This is a genomic window from Oharaeibacter diazotrophicus, from assembly GCF_004362745.1.
In the GTDB taxonomy this organism is placed as follows: domain Bacteria; phylum Pseudomonadota; class Alphaproteobacteria; order Rhizobiales; family Pleomorphomonadaceae; genus Oharaeibacter; species Oharaeibacter diazotrophicus.
Window position 1 is genome coordinate 2,501 of sequence record NZ_SNXY01000010.1, and the last position, 21,474, is coordinate 23,974.

General features: G+C 70.3%; 15 protein-coding genes and 2 rRNA genes. 7 read left to right on the forward strand and 10 right to left on the reverse strand.

Going from position 1 to position 21,474, the window contains the following annotated elements; all coding sequences use genetic code 11:
• Nucleotides 1-181: 181 nt before the first annotated feature.
• Nucleotides 182-3,013, forward strand: a 23S ribosomal RNA gene (locus tag EDD54_RS17750).
• A 114-nt stretch (nucleotides 3,014-3,127) separates the two neighbouring features.
• A 5S ribosomal RNA gene (gene rrf, locus EDD54_RS17755) occupies nucleotides 3,128-3,244 on the forward strand.
• A gap of 282 nt (nucleotides 3,245-3,526) precedes the next feature.
• Here the strand turns inward: rrf and EDD54_RS17760 are convergent.
• The 4 genes from EDD54_RS17760 to EDD54_RS17775 form a co-directional block, all read right to left on the reverse strand.
• A complete protein-coding gene (locus EDD54_RS17760; protein ID WP_126539586.1) occupies nucleotides 3,527-3,874 on the reverse strand; it encodes an acyl carrier protein in 348 nt (115 codons plus the stop codon).
• 161 nt (nucleotides 3,875-4,035) lie between these two features.
• Complete coding sequence (locus EDD54_RS17765; RefSeq protein ID WP_126539584.1) at nucleotides 4,036-5,556, reverse strand: hypothetical protein; 1,521 nt, start codon at nucleotides 5,554-5,556, stop codon at nucleotides 4,036-4,038.
• 82 nt (nucleotides 5,557-5,638) lie between these two features.
• Entirely contained in the window at nucleotides 5,639-7,027 is a 1,389-nt protein-coding gene (locus EDD54_RS17770; RefSeq protein ID WP_126539582.1) for an O-antigen ligase family protein, read from the reverse strand.
• A 95-nt stretch (nucleotides 7,028-7,122) separates the two neighbouring features.
• A complete protein-coding gene (locus EDD54_RS17775) occupies nucleotides 7,123-7,587 on the reverse strand; it encodes a FecR family protein (protein ID WP_126539580.1) in 465 nt (154 codons plus the stop codon).
• A 182-nt stretch (nucleotides 7,588-7,769) separates the two neighbouring features.
• On the opposite strand from EDD54_RS17775, the gene EDD54_RS17780 reads away from it, so the two are divergent.
• Entirely contained in the window at nucleotides 7,770-8,864 is a 1,095-nt protein-coding gene (locus EDD54_RS17780; RefSeq protein ID WP_126539578.1) for a nucleotidyltransferase family protein, read from the forward strand.
• A complete protein-coding gene (locus EDD54_RS17785) occupies nucleotides 8,861-10,564 on the forward strand; it encodes an ATP-binding cassette domain-containing protein (protein WP_126539576.1) in 1,704 nt (567 codons plus the stop codon). Before EDD54_RS17780 ends, EDD54_RS17785 begins: the two co-directional genes overlap by 4 nt.
• Nucleotides 10,565-10,574: 10 nt before the next feature.
• Here the strand turns inward: EDD54_RS17785 and EDD54_RS17790 are convergent, their stop codons facing one another.
• From EDD54_RS17790 to EDD54_RS17805, 4 genes are all read right to left on the reverse strand, one after another.
• Complete coding sequence (locus tag EDD54_RS17790; RefSeq protein ID WP_126539574.1) at nucleotides 10,575-11,633, reverse strand: glycosyltransferase family 4 protein; 1,059 nt, start codon at nucleotides 11,631-11,633, stop codon at nucleotides 10,575-10,577.
• Nucleotides 11,630-13,096, reverse strand: coding sequence for a hypothetical protein (locus EDD54_RS17795; RefSeq protein WP_126539572.1), 1,467 nt, complete (start codon nucleotides 13,094-13,096; stop codon nucleotides 11,630-11,632). The genes EDD54_RS17790 and EDD54_RS17795 overlap by 4 nt, the downstream gene beginning before the upstream one ends.
• 126 nt (nucleotides 13,097-13,222) lie before the next feature.
• Nucleotides 13,223-14,557, reverse strand: a complete 1,335-nt coding sequence (locus tag EDD54_RS17800) for a nucleotide sugar dehydrogenase (RefSeq protein ID WP_126539569.1) — start codon at nucleotides 14,555-14,557, stop codon at nucleotides 13,223-13,225.
• Nucleotides 14,558-14,783: 226 nt separating this feature from the next.
• Entirely contained in the window at nucleotides 14,784-15,512 is a 729-nt protein-coding gene (locus EDD54_RS17805; protein ID WP_126539567.1) for a metallophosphoesterase family protein, read from the reverse strand.
• A 186-nt stretch (nucleotides 15,513-15,698) separates the two neighbouring features.
• Between EDD54_RS17805 and EDD54_RS17810 the strand changes: the two genes are divergently transcribed.
• The 3 genes from EDD54_RS17810 to EDD54_RS17820 all read left to right on the forward strand — a co-directional run bounded on the left by EDD54_RS17810 (nucleotide 15,699) and on the right by EDD54_RS17820 (nucleotide 19,038).
• Entirely contained in the window at nucleotides 15,699-16,412 is a 714-nt protein-coding gene (locus EDD54_RS17810) for a class I SAM-dependent methyltransferase (RefSeq protein ID WP_126539565.1), read from the forward strand.
• A complete protein-coding gene (locus tag EDD54_RS17815) occupies nucleotides 16,399-17,574 on the forward strand; it encodes a CgeB family protein (RefSeq protein WP_126539563.1) in 1,176 nt (391 codons plus the stop codon). The genes EDD54_RS17810 and EDD54_RS17815 overlap by 14 nt, the downstream gene beginning before the upstream one ends.
• Before the next feature lie 138 nt (nucleotides 17,575-17,712).
• Nucleotides 17,713-19,038, forward strand: a complete 1,326-nt coding sequence (locus tag EDD54_RS17820) for a sugar transferase (RefSeq protein WP_126539561.1) — start codon at nucleotides 17,713-17,715, stop codon at nucleotides 19,036-19,038.
• A gap of 60 nt (nucleotides 19,039-19,098) precedes the next feature.
• Here the strand turns inward: EDD54_RS17820 and EDD54_RS17825 are convergent, their stop codons facing one another.
• Both EDD54_RS17825 and EDD54_RS17830 read right to left on the reverse strand, forming a co-directional pair.
• Nucleotides 19,099-20,310 carry a glycosyltransferase family 4 protein gene (locus tag EDD54_RS17825; protein WP_126539559.1) on the reverse strand — a complete coding sequence of 404 codons (1,212 nt, stop codon included), beginning with the start codon at nucleotides 20,308-20,310 and terminating at the stop codon, nucleotides 19,099-19,101.
• Nucleotides 20,307-21,449, reverse strand: coding sequence for a glycosyltransferase (locus EDD54_RS17830; RefSeq protein ID WP_126539557.1), 1,143 nt, complete (start codon nucleotides 21,447-21,449; stop codon nucleotides 20,307-20,309). The genes EDD54_RS17825 and EDD54_RS17830 overlap by 4 nt, the downstream gene beginning before the upstream one ends.
• Between the last annotated feature and the right edge of the window lie 25 nt (nucleotides 21,450-21,474).

A 21,474-nucleotide genomic window follows, 5' to 3' on the forward strand; every position in this document is an offset into this window, starting at 1 on the left:
ATGGCCCCGCGGGGTTTGACCGCACCGTGGTCGGATGGACATGTCTCGTGAAGTGAAAGGTCTCTGGTACGTCGCCCATTCTGCCGAGTGGTGGCGACGTACGGGATCGCGTCGAGTGACCCGAGGACGGGGAGGAGCAAAAGGCTCCCCGTTCGCGAGAGGGTGCGTCGACAATGAGAGCGATCAAGTGAAAGAAGGGCATCTGGTGGATGCCTTGGCGCTGAGAGGCGATGAAGGACGTGGTACGCTGCGATAAGCCCCGGGGAGCTGCGAACAAGCTTTGATCCGAGGATCTCCGAATGGGGAAACCCACCTTCAGCGACCGGAGTTGCGAACGACCGACGCGGATCGATCCTTCGGGAGAGATCGGCGGCGGGAGTTGGCATCTTCGGTTGCAAGATGAAGGTATCTAGCCCTTGAATCCATAGGGGGTTAGAGGCGAACGCGGGGAAGTGAAACATCTAAGTACCCGCAGGAAAGGACATCAACCGAGACTCCGCTAGTAGTGGCGAGCGAACGCGGACCAGGCCAGTGGTCATGGATGAAGAAGCGGAACCGGTTGGAAAGCCGGGCCACAGCGGGTGACAGCCCCGTACGCGTAGATGTCGTCCATGATCCTCGAGTAAGGCGGGACACGTGCAATCCTGTCTGAACATGGGGGGCCCACCCTCCAAGCCTAAGTACTCCTCAGCGACCGATAGCGAACCAGTACCGTGAGGGAAAGGTGAAAAGCACCCCGACGAGGGGAGTGAAAGAGCACCTGAAACCGGATGCCTACAAACAGTGGGAGCCCGCAAGGGTGACCGCGTACCTTTTGTATAATGGGTCAGCGACTTAGTCTGACGAGCGAGCTTAAGCCGGTAGGCGTAGGCGCAGCGAAAGCGAGTCTGAACAGGGCGTTCAGTTCGTCGGATTAGACCCGAAACGAGGTGATCTAGTCATGAGCAGGCTGAAGGTGCGGTAACACGCACTGGAGGGCCGAACCCACGCCTGTTGAAAAAGTCGGGGATGACTTGTGACTAGGGGTGAAAGGCCAATCAAACCTCGAAATAGCTGGTTCTCCGCGAAATCTATTTAGGTAGAGCGTCGGACGAACACTCCTGGGGGTAGAGCTACTGGATGGGCTAGGGGGTCCCACAGACTTACCAAACCTAACCAAACTCCGAATACCAGGAAGTGCTATCCGGCAGACACACGGCGGGTGCTAACGTCCGTCGTGAAGAGGGAAACAACCCTGACCTACAGCTAAGGTCCCGAAGTCGTGGCTAAGTGTGAAACGATGTGGGAATCCCAAAACAACCAGGATGTTGGCTTAGAAGCAGCCATCATTTAAAGAAAGCGTAACAGCTCACTGGTCTAAACAAGGGTTCCTGCGCGGACAATGTAACGGGGCTCAAGCCACGCACCGAAGCTTAGGATTTGGCAGCGATGCCAAGTGGTAGCGGAGCGTTCCGTAGGCCTGTGAAGCCGGACCCGTGAGGGCCGGTGGAGGTATCGGAAGTGAGAATGCTGACATGAGTAACGACAAGGGGTGTGAGAGACACCCCCGCCGAAAGTCCAAGGGTTCCTGCGTAAAGCTAATCTGCGCAGGGTTAGCCGGCCCCTAAGGCGAGGCCGAAAGGCGTAGTCGATGGGAATCAGGTGAATAGTCCTGAGCCTGCAGGTGGTGACGGATGCCGTGTGTGGTTCGCCCTTATCGGATTGGGCGGGCTTCGAAGGCGTTCCAGGAAACAGCCCCTGCATCATAGACCGTACCCGAAACCGACACAGGTGGACTGGTAGAGTATACCAAGGCGTTTGGGCGAATTGTGCTGAAGGAACTCGGCAAATTGCCTCCGTAACTTCGGGAGAAGGAGGCCCCGGTTCTGGGCAACCAGGATCGGGGGGCACAGACGAGGGGGTGGCGACTGTTTAACAAAAACACAGGGCTCTGCGAAATCGCAAGATGACGTATAGGGTCTGACGCCTGCCCGGTGCCGGAAGGTTAAGAGGAGGGGTGCAAGCTCCGAATTGAAGCCCCGGTAAACGGCGGCCGTAACTATAACGGTCCTAAGGTAGCGAAATTCCTTGTCGGGTAAGTTCCGACCTGCACGAATGGCGTAACGACTTCCCCGCTGTCTCCAGCACAGGCCCAGTGAAATTGAATTCCCCGTGAAGATGCGGGGTTCCTGCGGTCAGACGGAAAGACCCCGTGCACCTTTACTATAGCTTCACACTGGCATTCGTGTCGGCATGTGTAGGATAGGTGGTAGGCTTTGAAGCGGGGGCGCCAGCTCTCGTGGAGCCATCCTTGAAATACCACCCTTATCGTCATGACTGTCTAACCGCGGCCCGTCATCCGGGTCCGGGACAGTGTGTGGTGGGTAGTTTGACTGGGGCGGTCGCCTCCCAAAGAGTAACGGAGGCGCGCGAAGGTGGGCTCAGAGCGGTCGGAAATCGCTCGACGAGTGCAATGGCATAAGCCTGCCTGACTGCGAGACTGACACGTCGAGCAGAGTCGAAAGACGGCCATAGTGATCCGGTGGTCCCTCGTGGACGGGCCATCGCTCAACGGATAAAAGGTACGCCGGGGATAACAGGCTGATGATGCCCAAGAGTCCATATCGACGGCATCGTTTGGCACCTCGATGTCGACTCATCACATCCTGGGGCTGGAGCAGGTCCCAAGGGTTCGGCTGTTCGCCGATTAAAGTGGTACGTGAGTTGGGTTCAGAACGTCGTGAGACAGTTCGGTCCCTATCTGCCGTGGGTGTAGGAGTATTGAGAGGATCTGTCCCTAGTACGAGAGGACCGGGATGGACGTACCTCTGGTGGACCTGTTGTCGCGCCAGCGGCATTGCAGGGTAGCTATGTACGGACTCGATAACCGCTGAAGGCATCTAAGCGGGAAACGAACCTCGAAACCAGTGCTCCCTATCAGAGCCGTGGTAGACCACCACGTCGATAGGCCGGGTGTGGACGCACGGCAACGTGCGAAGCTTACCGGTACTAATAGCTCGATCGGCTTCATCGCTCTCATTGTCAACGCACCCTCGAGGCCAATACGGCCACGAGCAACAAACGAAACGATCCCCCGGGACGCCCCAACGGCAACCCGGACAGAGACCAACTTCCTGATCTTCGCCGGCCTGGTGGTCATGGCGGGGAGAAAAACACCCGATCCCATCCCGAACTCGGCCGTGAAACTCCCCAGCGCCAATGGTACTTCGTCATATAGACGCGGGAGAGTAGGTCGCCGCCAGGCCTGCAAAGCTCAGGAAACACACAAACGCAAGCGCGTCGTCGAAACATGACCGGCGCAGCCCAACTTCACGAACACGCCTTCTCACAACGACACCCGAACAATACCCGACACCATACCGACCAAGACGACATCAACCCGCCAGGCTAACCGCCGGCGGGCTAAACCCGCTCCGAAAACACACACACGACCACGCCCCGAACGGCACGCCGCAGCGCCCGAAGCCGCCGCAGAAGCCGCCCACCCGGCACGGAAGGGCGCCCGCCCGCACCCCGCGCTCAAAGTCTACCCGCACCGCGGCGACGCGCCGATAGGAGCGACGACAGCGCCGCGCCGTCCCGTCCACATTCCATGCAGATCCGCGACGGTCAGCGGGCGCATTTTGCGACCTTTCATTCGCGACGCGAGAGACAGGAAGAAGTTCTCCGGTCCAAAATACTGCCCGACCTCGACATGCCGCGAGGGCGGGCCGAACCTTCGAGTCAAACGCTCGATCAGAACGACCGCATCGTCGCCGTCTACGCCCAGGTCGAAGTTCACCCGTGACGTTCCGGCGACGTCCTCCAGCGGAATGCCGGTGATGGTCGACAGTTCCTCGCGAAACGAGAGCAGGTCGACGTCCTCGCGTTCCACGATAGCCTCGCGATGCGTTGCCCGGGCAGCCACTGTGCGGACCACTCGCAGCTGACGTCGTGGTCCATGTCACGTCTCCGGCGATGGCGGCGCAACCGCAGACGGCACGATCCCCGAGCCTGTCAGGGTGCCGACGAGTGTCTCGTCGACGCCACCGCCCGTCAAGCCTCCGGCCGTCCCCGCCACACCGCCGCCGCGCGGTCGCGCAGAGTAGGGGGCAGCGCCGCGATCACCGGCGGCAGCGCGCCGAGCGCGGCCCATGCGGCGCCCACCGCGAGGGAGCCGGCGAGCGACGTCGGCGCCGTCGCCTGCTCGAGCGCCCAGCCGACCGCGCCGGCCCAGACCGCGGCCGCCAGCGACAGTGCGCCGGCGCCGCCGAGTTCGGTCGCGAGGCCGGGGAAGCGTCGGCTGCGCGCCAGCGCCGGTAGGGCGACGACGCAGGCGAAGATCTCCGCGAGCGTCAGCGCCGCGGCGGCGCCGGCGACGCCGCTCGCCGCCAGACCGACCGGCACCATCGCGGCGGCGGCCACCATCTGGACCAGCCGCAACTGTCCGGGGATCCGGCTCTGGTTGGTGAATTGCAGCAGCGCCAGGATCTGCTGGAACGGCCCGGTCGCCACCACGGCCAACGCCAGCCACGCCGCGACCGCGGGATCGTAGAGCGCCGGCGACCCCGACCACAGCGTGACGACCTCTCGGCCGAAGCACAGCAGGCCGACGGACGCGACCGCCCCGACGACCGAGATCCATCGCCCGATCGCGGCCGACAGCCGCCACGCCCTGGCGAAGTCGCCGCCATGGGCGTGCGTGGAAATCTCGAGCCCGGCGCCGAGCGCGGCGAACTGGAAGAACTGCCGCAGCAGGTTGACCAGCGTGCGCAACAGCAGGAAGCCGGCGATCGCCGCGCCGGAGAGCCCGAACAGACCGAACAGCACGACCGGCAGCAACAGGAGCACCGTGGGCGCGAGGCTGACCGCGCCGAGCCAGCCGAGGTGGCTGCCGAGGTCGGCCAACTCGGCGCGGGTCGGCCGTGCGGGGCGGACCGCCGTGCCCGGGTGCCGGACGCTGCAGTCCCGCGCCGTCAACACCTGGATCACGACGCCGAAGAGCAGGAAGAACAGCGCCGCCAGCACGACCGGGCCGGCGCCGAGCAGAACGGCGGCGCTCGACGTCACCGTCAGTGCCAACTGCCCGACGGCACCGATGAGCGTGATCCGGGCGAAGTCGCCGAGGGCGATCGACCGCGTCGTGACGGCGGATCGCACCACCGCCGACAGGCTGCCGGCACCGATCAGGACAAGGACGAGCACGGTCTCGGCGGTGTCGAGCGGCGCGTTGCGGGCCAGCGCGGTGGCGAAGGGCAGGGAGGCGAGGCCGACCAGCGCGAGCGCCCCGCAGAAGACGACGAGCAGCCACAGGTGGATGGCGGCGAAGCGACGGAAGGCGGCGCGGTCGCCGCGGGCGAGGGCGCTGCGCTCGACGTTCTGGAAGTAGATCTGGACGCCGAAATCTCCGACCGCGAGCAGCGTCGCCCAGGACTGCAACACCGCGTAGTCGGCGAAGAGGTCGGGCCCCCATGCCCTGAGCATCAGGCCGACCAGGACGACGCGATCGACGAGAGAGGCGGCGAGGGCCAGACCCTGCGCCGCCACGTTGCCGCCGATCCGCTTCAGGCTCGCCATCGCGTCCCGCCTCCGCGCCGCGCGCCGAGCCGGCGCCGACGCGGCCGCCCGCCGGCGGGCGGACAGAGCGGCGCGGCACCCGTCACGGCGGCAGCACCTCGGGTTCGGCCGCCGCCGCGTCGCGCGAGCGGTGACGGCGCGTGCCGGTCAGCCCCGCCGCGAGCGCGAACAGCATCATGCCGGCGGCGGTGCGTAGCGGATAGTCCACCGTCGAGTGCACCGCCAGCAGGATGACGGCCAGGAAGGCCGACCGCCGGACCGACAGGTCGAGGTGACCGCCGCCGAGGTCGGGTCGGCGGAACAGGTCGACGCCGCGGCCGATCACCCAGGCGAGAACCAATGCCGCCACCACCAGGGCGACGGCGCCGGTCTCGAGCAGGAGCTGCAGCCAGTCGTCGTGGGCGGCGTTGACATAGGCGCGCGGAATGAGGTCGGCGGATTCCTCGTAGAGGGCGTAGACCTTCGGGAAGGAACCGAGGCCACTGCCGAAGGGAAAGAAGTCCTCCGCGGCAGCCAGCGTGTTCCGGGTGATGGCGAAGCGGCCGTCGACCCCGGTGTCGGAGGCGAGACGGTCCAGCATCCGGCCGAGACCGGCCTGCGCGGCGAACAATCCGACGCCGGCGAACAGGCCCGCGAACAGGACGATGCTGGTCCGGCGCCAGCGATTGTGCGGGCGCAGCACGAGCAGAACGCCGATCCCGACCACCGCCGCGAGGGCGAGCGCCGCGCCGGCGCGCGAGCGGGTCATCACCACCGCGGCGCAGAACAGCAGCGTCAGGGTCGCGGCCCCCATCAGGACCACGAGATGCTCGGCCCCGACCTCGCGCTTGCGCCGCGCCGCCAGGAAGCCGACGCCGCTCTCGATCAGGAACGGCGCCGCGAACAGGACGCCGACGTAGAGCGACGCCGCGAAGTGGTTGCGATTGGCGAAGAACCCGACGGCCTCGCTGGGATTGGTCATCGCGTAGAAGCGCAGCGGGCTCGCCGGCCCGCCCGCGAGTTGGGCGAGGCCGAGGAAGACGCCGACGGTCAGGAGCGCGATCGCAGCCAGCAGCAGCGCCCGCCGCTCGGAGCGCTTCAGCATCCTGATGCCGATGAAGAACACCGTCGGCGGCAGCAGCGACATCAGCGCGAGGCCGGTCGCCTCGACGTCGAGGCTGGCAGGGCGCCAGTCAGGCGCCATGCCGAGCGCGTCGAACGGCGCGAGGCGCAGATCCGCGCGCGGGAGCAACTCCCAGACCGCCGGCGGCAACGGCACGAGCTGGGCCACGGCGACCGCGGGACCGAGCAGCAGCAGCAGGATCTCGCCCCGCGACAGACGGGGCGTGCGACCGCGCAGGCGGCCCGCGAGGACGGCGAGGGCGAGGGGAATCGAGACGACCTGCACCACGAAGTCGCCGGGCATGCCCGGCAGCGAGGCGCCGCCGACGCAGAGCCCCGTCGCGAGAACCAGCAGGCACAGGATGAACATACCGGCTTCCCTGGCCGAACGGCGACGCGGTTACGATGGGCGCCGCGCCGGGACCGGCGGGCAAGCGGGACCGCGTCTCTCGGGGAGGTCGTTCGTCAGGGGCTCGAAGAGTTGTTCACCGCCAGGGCGGCGATGCCGCCCGCCGCGCCGAGGATCGCGAAACCACCCACCACCGCGGCCGTCGACACGCCGGCGCCGGTGCCGAGAACGGCAACGCCCGCCGCACCGGCGACGCCACCGGCCTTGAGCGCGCACGGCGAGGGAAGGCCGATCTTGACCGAGCTGTTCGGCGCGATGCTGATCTTGCAGCCGTCCTGATAGGAGACGATCGCGCTGCTGTCCTTGCCGGTGCCGATCAGGTCGCCGACGGCGAGGGCGCCGCCCGAAGCCTTGGCGCCGTTGACCGTCACGCTTCCGACGACCTTCAGGAGCTTGCCCGCGACCTGCGGAGCGGCGGCGAGGGCGGCCTGCCCCGAAACGATCGCCATCACCGCAACGATCAGAACTTTCCGCATCGCCCTAGAAACCCCCGCTGCGACCGAGTCGGCCGTCCCCGACAACTAGCAGAAACACCACCGCCTGGGAAGGCCGTGGCGACCCGGATCTCGCGTTGCGTGTGGATCGACGCGCTTGCATCCGCTTGCGATCGGTTGCGGCGTTGACCGCCGCGCCAAAGCGTGACACCTCACCGACCGCCGCCGACACGCCCGCACGGGATGTCGGATGGTTGTCAGGGGGGTGCATGGCCGAGGTCGTGTCCGGTTCCGTGGTGGCGCGTCTGCTCGCCGGCGCCTGGCGCACCGCGCCGCCGCCGCTGGAGGTCGACGCGGAGGCTCTGGCCGAGGCGGTACCGCGGATCGTCGCGCCCGGCGCAGCCGCTCTGGTGTGGCGCCGGATCGCCGCGGGTCCCCTCGTCGCCGACCCGCGCCTCGTCCCGCTGAGGACGGCCGCGGTGTCGGGGGCCCTCGCCAACGCGGCGCGACTCGACCGTTTCCGGCCCCTCGTCCGGGAGCTCGAGGCGGCCGGTGTCGTGCCGGTGCTCTTCAAGGGGCTCGCGCTGGCCGGCGCCTATCCCGGACCCAATCTCAGGCCGCTCGGCGACTTCGATCTCGTCGTCCGCGCCGCCGATCACGCCCGCGCCGTCGACGTCCTGTCGCGCGGGGCGACGGAACAATCCCTGCCGCACGAGGGCCAGTTCCGGTACGCCGGCCTCTCGGCCGGAATGCCCGGCGCGGCCGTCGACCTGCACGGCGGCCTGCCGGCCGCCTACGGCCTCGCGCCCGACAGCCTGTTCGGCGAGGCGGTCGCGCTCGGGGTCGGCGCGGACGTGCGGGTGCTGGCGCCGCGGCCGGAGCATCACCTGCGCCTCGTCGCGATGCACATGCTCCGCCATGGCGGCTGGCGTCCGCTCTGGCTGGTCGACGTCGCGGCGCTGGTCGAGACCGCCGGTCCCGGGTTCGACTGGGATGAGGCGCTCGGGCGCGATCCGCTCGCCCGGGCCTGGACCGCCACCGCGATCGGCCTCGCCGCCACCCTGCTCGACTGTCGCCCGCCCGCAGGCGTGGCGATGCCGCCGCCGGCCTGGGTGGTGCGGGCGGTGCTCGCCGAGTGGTGCGATCCGAGGGCCGCCCGCTTCCTGTCGCCGGCGGTCGAGTTCTCGCCGGGCTTCGTCCGTCGGCGCCTCGCCTCTTACTGGATCAACCCCGTCGCCGCCGCGATCGCGCGCGGGGTGCCGCCGTCGGTGTCGTCGCCGCGGGCGGTGCAGACCGCCCATTTCGCCGCCTCGGTGGCGCGGGCGGCGTTGAAGGCCGCGTCCGGCCGGGGGTGGCGGCCGTGACCGCCGACGCCGCCGCGCCGGCGCTCGGGGAGGTGGTCGCGCTGCTCGGCGACGCCTTGGCCACGGCGCCGCGGCGCTTCGGCGGGCTGGTCGCGCTGTCGATCGGCTCGGCGGTGCTGGAGAGCGCCGCGCTGATGCTGCTCCCGGTCGTGCTCGGCGGCCCCGCCGTGCTGCCGGGGCTGCCGGCGCTCGGCCCGGTCGCCCTCGGGGGCGTCTATCTCGCCCTGGTCGGCCTCGCCGCCGCCGCGCTCTACGGTCAGGCGACCGAGTCCGAGGTGCTGATCCGCCGTTTCGGCGAACGGCTGCGGACGCGCCTGCACGAGGCGGTGCTCGGCGCGGCCTGGGGCAGCCCCGCGCTGGCGCATCCGAGCGAACTCCAGCACGCGATCTTCGCCGAGGCGGGCCAGTGCGCCTTCGCCGTCCGGCTCGGCATCGACCTGGTCGGTCGTCTGGTGACCCTGCCGGCGCTGCTCGTCGCGGCCCTGGTGCTGTCGCCCGGCGTCACCCTGGCGGTGGGGGCGATGGCGCTCGTCCTCGGCCTGCCGACGCTGCGCCTCGCGCGGCGCGCCTACCGCCTCTCCGGCACGCTGGTGCGCGAGAACCGGGCGCTGGCGGCTACGCTCTCCGACGAACTGTCGGGCCTGAAGCCGATCAAGGTGCTCCGGGCCGAACCGGCGCGCGGGCTCGCCTTCGCGGCGCGGCTGGAGGCGCTCGGCGAGGCGACCGCCGCACAGGCGCGCGCGACCGCCGGCGTCCGGGCGTGGCAGCGCCTCGCCACGGCCTGCGCGGTCGCCGGCGGCGCCGGCTACGGGCTCGCCGTCATGGAGATCGACGGCGCCTCGATGATCGCGCTCGCGGTCGCGGCGCTCCGTCTCGCGTCCGGCGGGATGCAGACGGTCGAGACCTGGCGCCAGCTCTCCAGGCTGCTGCCGATCTACGAGCAGGTCCGCCGCCGCGAGGCCGACTGCCTCGCCGTCGGCGAACCCGCGGCGGCACCGACGCCGCCGCGGCTCCGCCGGTCGCTGTCGTTCGCCGCGGTCGCCTACGTCCACCCCGGTGCACCGGCGCCGACGCTCTCGGGCATCGACCTCGAACTGCCGGCCCGCGGCGTCACCGCGCTGGTCGGTCCGTCGGGCGCGGGCAAGTCGACGCTTGTCGACCTCGCCATGGGCCTGATCGCGCCGACGGCGGGGACGGTCGCGGTCGACGGCGCGGTGCTCGGTGCCGCCGACCGGGTGGCCTGGCGCGGGCGCGTCGCCTACGTGCCGCAGGACGGCTTCCTGTTCCACGACAGCATCCGCGCCAATCTCGCGGTCGCCGCGCCGGCGGCCGACGACGCCGCGATCGAGGCGGCGCTTCGCCGTGCGGCCGCCGATTTCGTGTTCGCCCTGCCGGACGGGCTCGACACCCGCGTCGGCGACCGCGGTTCGCGCCTGTCCGGCGGCGAACGCCAGCGCATCATGATCGCCCGCGCCCTGCTGCAGGACGCCGACCTCGTCGTGTTCGACGAATCGACGTCGGCCCTCGACGCCGACACCGAGGCCAAGGTGCTCGCCGCGGTCGCCGAACTCGCGAGCCGGGCCTGCGTGATCCTCGTCGCCCACCGTCCCGCGGCGATCGCCCTCGCCGATCGGGTGGTGCAGCTCGAGGCCGGCCGGATCGTGGCCGTCCGCGAGAGGCGGGGCGCCGCGGCGGGTTGACGTCGGCTCGTCAGGCGCCCCGGAAGTCCGCGGTCGCCGCGAGGAAATCGCGCTCGAACACCCCGTAACGATGGCGTTCGTGCCAGCGGTGGTGGCCGGCGGCGCCGAACCGCCGCGCGAGGTCGCCGTCGCGCAGGAGGTCGACCAGGGCGTCGACGACGGCGTCGGGGCGGGCGCGGCTGCGGGCGAAGCCGGTGACACCGTCGGCGACGAGGTCGCCGCCGGCATCCTCGGTGGAGCTCAACACCGGCAGGCCGCGCCGCATCGCCTCGATGAAGACCAGCCCGAAGCCCTCGCCGCGGCTCGGCATCGCCAGGACGCGGGTGCGCCGCCACAGCGCCTCGACGTCCGCGGCCGGCACGAAGCCGGTCACCTCGATCGACGCCGCGGCGGGCGAAGCGGCCGCGAGCGCGCGGACCGCGGCGACGCCGACGCCGCCGCCCGCCAGCACCAGACGGGCGCCGGGCACGGCGGCCGCCACCCGCGGCCAGATCGAGATCAGGAGGTCGTGCCCCTTCGGCAGGCCGTCGTCGATGCGCCCGAGCAGCAGCACCGTCGGCGGCGCGTCGGCGGGGCCGACGGCGTCCGGCGCCTCGTCCTCCTCGGTGGCGAGCCGGCAGAGCGCGACGCGCCGGCAGCGGCCGAGGCTCGCGGCCGCCCGCTCCAGCGTGTAGCCGCTGTTGACGAGCACGAGGTCGGCGCGCGCGAGGGCGTCGGCGTAGTCGGGCCGGGGGCGGTCCCAGATCTCCTCCCCGTGGGCCCAGGCGGCATGGCCGGCACCGCCGAGCGCGGCGAAGGGGCGGGCGCGCAGGGTGCCGGCGAAGTCGTGGTAGACGTGATCGGCCCGCGCGGCGGCGACGGCGAGGCGGGCGACGAAGCCGAGCCGGCTGCCCGCACAGCCGCGCACCGGCACGTCGTGGACGCGAAATGCGCCGGTCTCCATGCACGACAGGCCGCGCGCCGGACCGATCCGGCCGAGCACCTTCGCGGTGAGCCGGGCGACGACGGCGATACCGCCGGCGCCAGGGGCGAGATACTGCGCCGCCACCAGCGCCCGCGGCGTGCTCATGCGCCGGCGACCGGCGCTCGGCGCGCCGTCGCACCGATGAAGCCGAGGACGGCCGGCTCGACCTTGTCCAGGATCGCCATCAGCACGAAGACCACGGTCAGCATCGCGAATTGGGTCGTGGCGAAGTCGCTGTCCGAACGCATGCCGCACCAGGCGCTCAGCATCACCACCGGAAAGTGCAGCCAGCGCTCCCGCTGCAGGATGTCGTAGACCAGCCGCGACGCCACCTCGTAGCCGAGCGCCAGCGGAATCAGCATGATCGGCAATCCCCACCAGCCGAAGTTCCAGTAGGCCTCCGCGAACAGTCCCATCCAGGTCGACGAGTTGTCGTCGCCGATGACCATCAGATTGAACGTCGCACCGACGTTGTAGACGGGTTTTTCCGGCCACAACGAGCGCGGTATCAGAACGGTGAGGACGTTGTAGAGGGAGTATCCGGGATTGCCGTTGTCGTAGCTCGTGACGGAAGCCGCCATGACGTGGGCATAATACATTCGGCTCAGTGAGTTGTATTCACGTGATCGCTCGACGTAGGCCGATGTGTCGTTCATGTAGTTGCCGAGGATCTCGAGCCGGTCGGACACGGTGCCGATGTTGATGCTGCCGGTGCGACGTTCGAGTTCCGCACGGCCGTATTGCACCGCGGGCACCAGCGTCAGGAAGGTCACCCACACGACGGCGGCGGCCGCGATCAGCGTGCGCGGCGACCACCAGGTCATGACCAGGCCGAGCAGGTAGAGGATCAGCGGCAGCAGAACGTTCACCTTGGCGAGCTGCAAGCTCCCGAGCAGCATGTCCGCGCACAGCAGCAAGGTGGGAACGAACAACAGTCGCCGCGCATAGCGCGCGCACCACACCGTCAGCAGGAACAGGCCCACGGACGCCGCATGGGTCAGGTTCAGCACGATGCCCGGCAGCGCCGTGGGGTCGGTGTTGACGAACGTGTAGGGTACGACGACGGCGAACTTCAGCGTGTAGCCGATGGTGCAATAGGTCGCCGCGCACAGGAACAGCAGGCGCGAGCGGTTCTCGCCGGTCGGTGGCTTGGGCGCGAACGGCCAGACGGAATGAATGAGAAAGCTGGTCAAATAGAACAAGAAGCCGCCGGCCGAACAAATGACGTTGACCTTGAACAGTTCGCTGGGCTGGATCCAATAATAGGAATCGATGATGTGGTTGGTAAGGTCGTTGAAGACCGCGCGGACGGAGGTTCCGAGGCCGAAATAGATCCCGCAACTCAAGCGAAACCAGAAATAGGGTAACCAGAGCGCCTTGCGGTCGATCAGGGCGATGCGCAGGGCGCCACCGCAGAGGATCAGCCCGAACAGGCCCGGGCCGACCACGTTGACGACGGCCATGCCGCCTTCGTCGAACATCTCGCGCGACAGCAGATAGCCGAGGGTCAGGAGGCCGAGGCCGATCACCTCCCACGTCGCGGGCCTGATGACGTCGCCCTGTACCATGTGTTCCGCCACGCTGGAGCGTACGGCGCCGGGGCGCCGCGACGCGGGAACGCTAATGGACGCCGACCCGGCCCGCAACGCCGCCCGGTCCGGGGCCGCCCGGCCCGGGGCCGGCCGGCGCGACCGTCAGAGCTTGACGAGCCTCGGACCGGCGAGGCCCTCGCGCTCCGCCCGGTTGCGGGTGTCGACGACGAGCCGTGCCTCGGCGAGCGCGGACCAGTCGACATTGTCGTGGTCGGTGACGATCAGCACCGCGTCGTAGTCGGCGATCGTCGCCGGATCGAGCGGCACCGAGCGGCGCCCGCCGAGCGCGGCGTGCTCGCGCGTCGGCGGGATCACCGGCGCCCACGGATCGTGGAACGAGGTGCGCGCGCCGCGGCTCTCGAGCAGTTCGATCAGCCGGAGCGCCGGGCTCTCGCGGGTGTCGTCGACGTTCTTCTTGTAGGCGATGCCGACCACCAGCACGTGGGCGCGGCTGAGCCCGGTGCCGGCGCTGCGGTCGAGCGCCTCGGCGAGGCGGTCGACCACCCAGCGCGGCATCGCCGAGTTGATCTCGCCGGCGAGCTCGACGAACTGCGAGCGGACGTCGAACTCCTTGGCCTTCCAGGAGAGGTAGTAGGGGTCGATCGGGATGCAGTGGCCGCCGAGGCCCGGCCCGGGGTAGAACGGCATGAAGCCGAACGGCTTGGTCTTGGCCGCCTCGATCACCTGCCAGATGTCGATGCCCATCGCCCGGTAGACCACCTTGAGCTCGTTGACGAGCGCGATGTTGACCGAACGGAAGATGTTCTCGAACAACTTGACCGCCTCGGCCGTCGCCGCGTTCTCGACCGGGACGATGCGTTCGACGAACAGGCCGTAGAAGGCGCAGGCGGCCTCGCGCGCCTCGGCGCCGTCGCCGCCGATCACCTTCGGGATCCGGCCGGTGGCGTCGTATTCGGCGTTGCCGGGATCGGCGCGCTCGGGCGAGAAGGCGACGAAGAAGTCGCGGCCGCAGGAAAGTCCGGAGGTCTCGAGGATCGGCTTCAGCACCTCGGTGGTCGTGCCGGGCCAGGTCGTCGATTCCAGCACCACCAGCCGGCCGGGTGCCAGGTGCGGCGCGATCGACCGCGCGGTCGCCTCGACGTAGGAGAGGTCCGGCTGCATGTGGCGCGTCAGCGGCGTCGGCACGCAGATCACGATCACGTCGGCCTCGGCGAGCGTGGCGAAATCGCCCGTCGGCCTGAGACGCCCGGCCTCGACGAGCGGGGCGATCCATTCCCCGCCGGTGTGCTTCAGATAGTTCCGACCGGCCTTCAGCATCTCGATCTTGGTCGGATCGGTGTCGATGCCGATCGCGGTCAGCCCGCTCTCGGCGACCGCCCGGATCAGCGGCAAGCCGACGTAGCCGAGCCCGATCACGGCTACGATCGCCCGGCGCGACGCCAGCTTGTCGAGGAGTTCAGTCGCGCAGGTCGTCATCCGATGCCCCCGGAGATTTCGTGCCGGTCGGTGGCGTCGAACGACATCGATCGTGGTGCCCCGGCCGGTTCCGTCGCTGTATACGGGTGGTGGCGAGGCTCCACAAGGAAGCAGGACCGTCGCTCCAGGGGTTTTGCCCGGTTCGGTCCCCGTCTTCCGCTCGCTCGTCCGCGACGAATGGCGCGCATCCAGCAACCGGAGGGTGTGGACAGGGGCCCCGGGTCCGTCAGTCCGCGGTCGAGAACAGGCGGATGGCGCCGGCCTCGAACACGGCGCAGGTCAGCACGTCGGTCATGTAGGCGCCGGTGTCGAGCGCGATCCGGTTGGCCTTCAGCACCGGCGCGCGGACGGGCGTGTGGCCGTGCACCACGATCTTGCCGAAGTCGCCGTCGAAGTCGAGGAACGGCGAGCGGATCGTGGTGAGGTCCTCCTCGGTCTGGGCGTCGAGGGCGACGCCGGGGCGAACGCCGGCGTGGCAGAAGAAGAAGTCGCCGCTGACGAAGGACGCCCGGGCACCGGCCACCAGTTCGAGGTGGGCGGGCGGCAGCTTGTCCTTGAGGGCGGCCACGGCCTCGCTGAAGCGTCCGCCGCGGACGACGTCGACCACCGGCACGCCGTAGGAGGCGAGCGTCTCGAGCCCGCCGTGGCGCTGCCACGCCGCGAGGCGCCGCGGCTGGTCGAGGACGGCGAGGAACTCGGTCTCGTGATTGCCGCGCAGTACGACGGTCCCGGTCGGCCAACCGGTGGCGATCGCCTCGAGGACACCGGCCGAATCGGGGCCGCGGTCGACGAGATCGCCGAGGAAGACGGTCAGGCGTCGCTCCGGCGCGGTGGCGAGGTCGTCCACGACGAAGCCGCGGACCCGACCGAGCAGGTCGGCGCGGCCGTGCACGTCGCCGATGCAGTAGATCCGGGTGCCGTCCTCGACGCGCCCCTCGGGCCCGCCCGTCGGCACGGGGGGCGGCGCTGCGGGGGTCTGCGGGGCGGCGGGGGCTTCGCTGCGGGCACGTCTGAAGAATCGCGTGAACAAACCGGCGGCCTCGATTGCCTTGGCAGGGCGGTCGGACGGAGGGTATAGCGCTCCGACGTGATCCGCGATCGGCGGTGCGCCGGACCCCGCGGCGGAGGATATCCGTGAATCATGGCCGACGAAACCGCTGAAGCCCCTGCCGGCGTCGACTACCACGAGCGACTGGCGTCGGGATGGACGGATCGTTACGCCGGCGGTGGATTCCGGCGCCGCTACGACTTCGTCGCCGGCTCGGTGCTGCCGGACACGCTCGCGGGTCAGACCTGGATCGACGTCGGCTGCGGCAGCGGCGTGTTCACGCGACTGCTCGCCGAGCGCGGCGCCAGGGCGCTCGGGGTCGACGGCGCCGCGGCGATGGTGGCGGCCGCCGAAGGCGGCGGTACCGCGGGCGGGGCACTGCGCTACCGTCGGGCCGCGGTCGAGGAACTCGGCGGGATCGGCGAGCGCTTCGACGGGCTGCTCTGTCTCAGCGTCGTCGAATACGTCGACGATCCCGACGCGGCCTTCGCCGATTTCGCCGCGCTGCTGGTGCCGGGCGGTCGGCTGGTGATGTCGGTGCCCAACGCCCTCGCCCCGGTGCGGCTCGCCCAGCGGGCGGCCCGCCGCCTCGGTCGCGTCGTCGGCGTCGACGTCGCGCCCTATCTGGCGATCTCGCGGCACGGCTTCACGCCGCGCCGGCTGGTGCGGGCGCTCGCGGCGCACGGATTGGCGGTCCGGCGCGTCCTCGGCTTCGATCCCCTGATCGGCGGTGCGGCGGGGCGGCTCCTGCCCGCCAGCCTCACCTTCGTGGACTGCGAGCGGAGGGGCGGCGATGGTCGCGCCTGAGGCTCGTCCGGATCGGTCCGGCACGGTCGGGGGCACGCTGCGCATCCTGATGGTGGCCGAGCTCTGGCACGGCAGCGACTCGCTGGCGCTCGCGCGCGCCCTGATCCGCCTCGGCCATTCGGTCGCCGTCGTCTCCGACGAGATGTTCCAGGCGCCCGGTCTGCGCTCGCGCGTGCTGCGCGCGGCCCGCCGGCTGGCGATGCCGCTGATCAAGCGCGACTTCAACGCCGAGCTCCTCGCCGGCGCCGACCAGTTCGAGCCGCATCTCCTCCTCGTCTGCAAGGGCGTCCTGGTCCGTGCCGAGACGATCCGCGCGATCAAGGCGCGCGGGGCGCGGGCGTTCCTGTGGTGGCCGGACATCAGCATGATCGGCCACGGCCCCGAGGTGCCGCGGGCCGTGCCGCACTACGACTGGGTCTTCACCACCAAGAGCTTCGGCGTCGACGACCTGCGTGCGCGTCTCGGCGTCGACGCCGTCACCTTCATGCCGCCGGGCTTCGACCCCGAGACCCACGAGCCGATCGTCCCCTCCGCGGCCGACCTCGAGCGCTACCGGGCCGATCTCGCCTTCGTCGGGACCTGGTCGCCGAAGAAGCAGGCGATCCTGGAGGCGATCCTCGCCGCCCGTCCGACGCTGGATCTCGCCATCTGGGGCGACCAGTGGGAGAAGGCGGCCGGCGGCCCGCTCGCGCGCCATTGCCGTCTGCGACCGGTCTACGGCCGCGAGTACAGCAAGGCGATCACCGTCCCGCGTATCGCGCTCGGCCTGCTCAGCGAGATCCGCGCCGGAGCCTCCGACGGCGACCGCATCACGGCGCGAACCTTCCAGATCCCGGCCGCCGGCGGCTTCATGCTGCACGAACGCAACCCGGAGGTCGCCCGCTACTTCACCGACGGGGTCGACTGCGCGATGTTCGCGGACGTCGACGAGGCGGTGGCGCTCGTCGACCGCTACCTCGCCGACCCCGCGGCCCGCGACGCCGTCGCCGCGGCGGGCCGGGCACGGTGCGTCGCCGCCGGCTATTCGGTCGACGATCGCGCCCGTACCATCGTGGCGCAGTGGTCGGCGACGACGGCGCGCGGCGGACGCCCGGGCGAACCCGCGCTCCCGCCGTGCACAGGAAAAAGCGCATCGTCCTTGCAAGCCGACGCGCATCCGTAGAAGATGACGATCCAACCTGAGGGGGCGTGACGGCGTCATGCGCGCGGGGATCGTGGCGATGTGGACGGCCCCGGACGGCGGGAGCGGCGGTGGACGCACGCCCGTGCGGCCGGGGCGCCGCCGTGGCGGAGCACGGTCGTGACCGACGCGAGCCTCGGCGGCGAAGCCCTGCGTGCCATCCACGGTGTCGACGCGATCGTGTCGGGTCGCCGTTCGGCACCGCGTCGCATTGTCGAGCGCATCCGCTTCCAGCTGCCGACCGGTCTCGTCCTGGCCGCCGTCGTCCCGCTCGCCTTCCAATACGACGTCCTGACGACGACCTCGCTGCCGAACGTGGTCAACACCGCGATCGGCGTCGCGGTCGCTGTGCTCGTCGGCTACTACGCCCTGCGCCGGCTCGGCACCTATCCGACCATGCGCGAGGTCGGCGCGGTGCTGCCGGTGTTCTCCGTCGTCTTCATGACGGTGGCGGCCACGTTCCTGGCCTTCCGCTTCGACTACAGCCGTTTCCAATTCCTGCTCGGCTACGCCGTCGCGGTCGCCTGGTTCGCCGGCGTGACCTACGCCTCCTGGCGCGGGCGCCGCACCTGCTACGCGGTCGTGCCGGTCGGTGAGGCGCTGAGCATCCGCGACGTCGGGGCCGCCGACTGGGCCGTGCTCGACGCGCCGGTGCAGCTGCCGCGGACCTGCGCGGGGGTGGTCGTCGACCTCCACGCCGACCTGCCGAAGCACTGGGACGCCTATGTCACCGGCTGCGTCCTCGCCGGCGTGCCGGTCTATCACTACAAGCAGATGCGCGAGACGCTGACCGGGCGCCTCGAGATCGAGCACCTGCACGAGAACATCCTCGGCGCCCACGATCCGCATCTCGGCTATCTGAAGATCCGCCGGATCTTCGACGTCGTCACCGCCGCGACGGGGCTTCTGGTGCTCGCCGTTCCGCTGCTGGTGCTCGCCGCGGTGATCCGGTGGGATTCGCCGGGGCCGGCCCTGTTCACCCAGGCGCGGGTGATGCGCGGCGGCCGCGTCTTCACCATGTACAAGTTTCGCACCATGTACGCGGGCACGTCCGACCCCCGCAATCACGAGGACGCCATGACGCGGACCGGCGATGCCCGGATCACCCGCATCGGCGCCTTCCTCCGGCGCTCGCGGATCGACGAACTGCCGCAGATGGTCAACATCCTCAAGGGCGAGATGAGTTGGATCGGCCCGCGCCCCGAGGCGTTGCCGCTCGCCGCGTGGTACCGCGACCAGCTGCCGTTCTACGACTATCGCCACGTGGTGCCGCCCGGCCTGACCGGTTGGGCCCAGGTCAACCAGGGCCACGTCACCCGCCCCGACGACGTGCTGAGCAAGCTCCACTACGACTTCTACTACGTGAAGCACGTCTCGCTCTGGCTCGACCTCTTGATCGTGCTGCGCACGATCCGGACGATCCTGACCGGCTTCGGCGCGCGCTGAGAGCCTGTTTCAAAAAGTCGGCGGATCGACCCGGCCGACTTTTGAAACAGGCTCCGATCCTCAGCGCGCCTCCGCCCCGTCCCGCCCGATCGCCTGCCGCACGGCGCGCTTGACCGCGGCGACGCTGCGGCGGCCGTCGTGATCGGCCGAGATCCGGTCCGACGCCGCCGCAAAGCGCGTGCGCAGGGCCTCGTCGTCGCGCAGGCGGGCGATCGTCGCCGCTAGGGCGTCGGCGTCGCCGCAAGGATAGAGCAGCGTGTTCTCGTCCGGCCGGGCGGTGGCGGTGGCGCCGACGGCGCCGACGCGGTCGCTGACGATCAGCGGCAGCCCGAGCGCCGCGGCCTCCGCCATCACGACGCCGAAGGGCTCGAATTCCGAGGCGTGCACGAAGGCGTCGGCGGCGGCGTAGACCTGCGGCAGCCGGTCGAGATTGACGAAGCCGAGGAAGCGCACGTCGACGCCGCGGGCGGCCGCGAGCGCCTCGAGGGCGCCACGCTCGACGCCGTCGCCGGCGACCACGAGCACGGTGCGCCGCGCCGCGGTCGCGACCGCCGGACGGGCCAGCGCCTCGACCGTGTCGGCGACGCGCTTGTGCGGCTGCAGCTTGCCGGAGGCCATCACGACGAAGTCCTCCTCGGCGAGGCCGTGCTCGGCCCGGAAAGCCGCCCGGATCTCCGCGCGTGCCGCCCGCGCCGCCCAGAAGCTCTCGTCCATCAGGTTGGGGACGCGGTGCAGCCGCGCACGCGGATAGCCGAAGCCGGCGAAATAATCCTCGCTGCGCTCGCCCCAGAGCAGGAGGCCCGCGTAGCAGGCGAGCAGGCGCGGCACGATCCGGTACTTGATCCAGCGCCTCAGGCCGGGCGGGACCTGATCGGCGGAGGAATCCGCGATCATCAGGGCCGGGATCCGGTGGAGCCTGCACCAGGCGAGACCCTTCAGCATCGTCGGGAGGGCGTAGCCGTGCAGGATCACCGCGTCCGGTCGGAACGCGGCGAGGGCGCGGCCGACGCCGGGATTGTACACCTGCCGGAAGCCGACGCTGTCGATCTCGTCGGCGCGCGGCAGGAATTCGTGGTCGTAGCCGTCGGTCAGGGGGATGGACCAGACCACCGGCACCCCGAAGCCGGGATCGACCACCGGGCGGATGCCGACCTTGGTGGCGAAGAACAGCTTCAGCTCGACGTCCGGTTCCTTCGCCAGCAGGCGGAATAGCGGGACGAAATACTGCACCGGGTGCGAGAACACGATGGCGATGCGCATCCGTGCGGTCATGGCCGCGGGTCTCCTGTCGTGCCGGCGAGGGCGGCGAGCATCCGGCGATTGGCGGCGACGGCACCGCTCGCCTCGGTCCAGGCGAGCGCGCGCGCCCGGGCGCCGGCGCGCCAGCGGGCGCGTTCGCCGGGCGGCATCGCGGCGAAGCGCTCGATCGCGGCGACGAAGTCGTCGGGCCGGTCGAGCGAGAGGTCCCAGCCGGCGGTGGCGGCGGCGAGGTCGCGCCAGGGCGTGCGGTCGCTGATCACCACCGGCACGCCGCAGGCGAGCGCCTCGTAGATGGCGTGGCCGAAATTCTCGCCGCCGGTCGGCGACAGGAACAGGTCGGCGCGCCCGAGCGCGGCGGCGACGGCTGCGCCGTCGACGGCACCGTGCCGGCGGACGGCGACGTGCGCCGGCAACGCCGCGGCCCGTTCGAAACAGGCCCGGGCGTGGGCCTCGTCCTCGGCCGGGCCGTAGACGTCGAGGACGACCGGAACGCGGACCTTGGCGAGGACCTCAAGGGCGAAGTCGAGCCGCTTGATCGGCACGATCCGCCCGACGAAGGCGATGCGCAGGCGGTCGTCGCCCGCCGGCTCGAAACGGGTCTCGATCGGCAGGCGGACGTTGGGAGCGACCACGATCGGGCGGTTCGGGCCGAGGCCGGCGCGCATTGCCGCCGCCTCGGCCTCGCCGGTGGCGTGGAAGGTCACGCCCGACCACAGGCCCGAGCGGCCGGCGAGCGCGAGGAAGGCGCGCTTGCGCGCCGATCGGATCGCCAGCGCGCCGTCGTCGAACTCGCCGCGCGGCGACAGCAGCGTCGGCCGCCGCGGGATCAGGCCGAGCCGGCGCAGCGTCAGGGCCGGCAGGGTGTAGCCGCGGTCGAACACGCTGTTGAGGCAGAGCACGTCGTGCGGGGTCTCGCGGAGCAGCCGGGCGAGGCCGCGCGCGCCGAACCGGCCGTCGTCGAGGTAGCGGGCGCGGGCGAAGCCGAGGTCGCGCCAGTCGGCACGGGCGTCGACCAGCGGCGCGGCGCCCGGCGGGCCGCTCGCCGCCACCACGGAGAAGTCGAAGGCGTCGCCGAGTGCGGTCGCGAGGCCGCGGAAGCTCTGGTTCGGGCCGCTGGCGTCGTTGCCGGGCCAGAAGCAGCCGAGCAGCATGAGGACTCGGGGCTTCCGGCCAGCC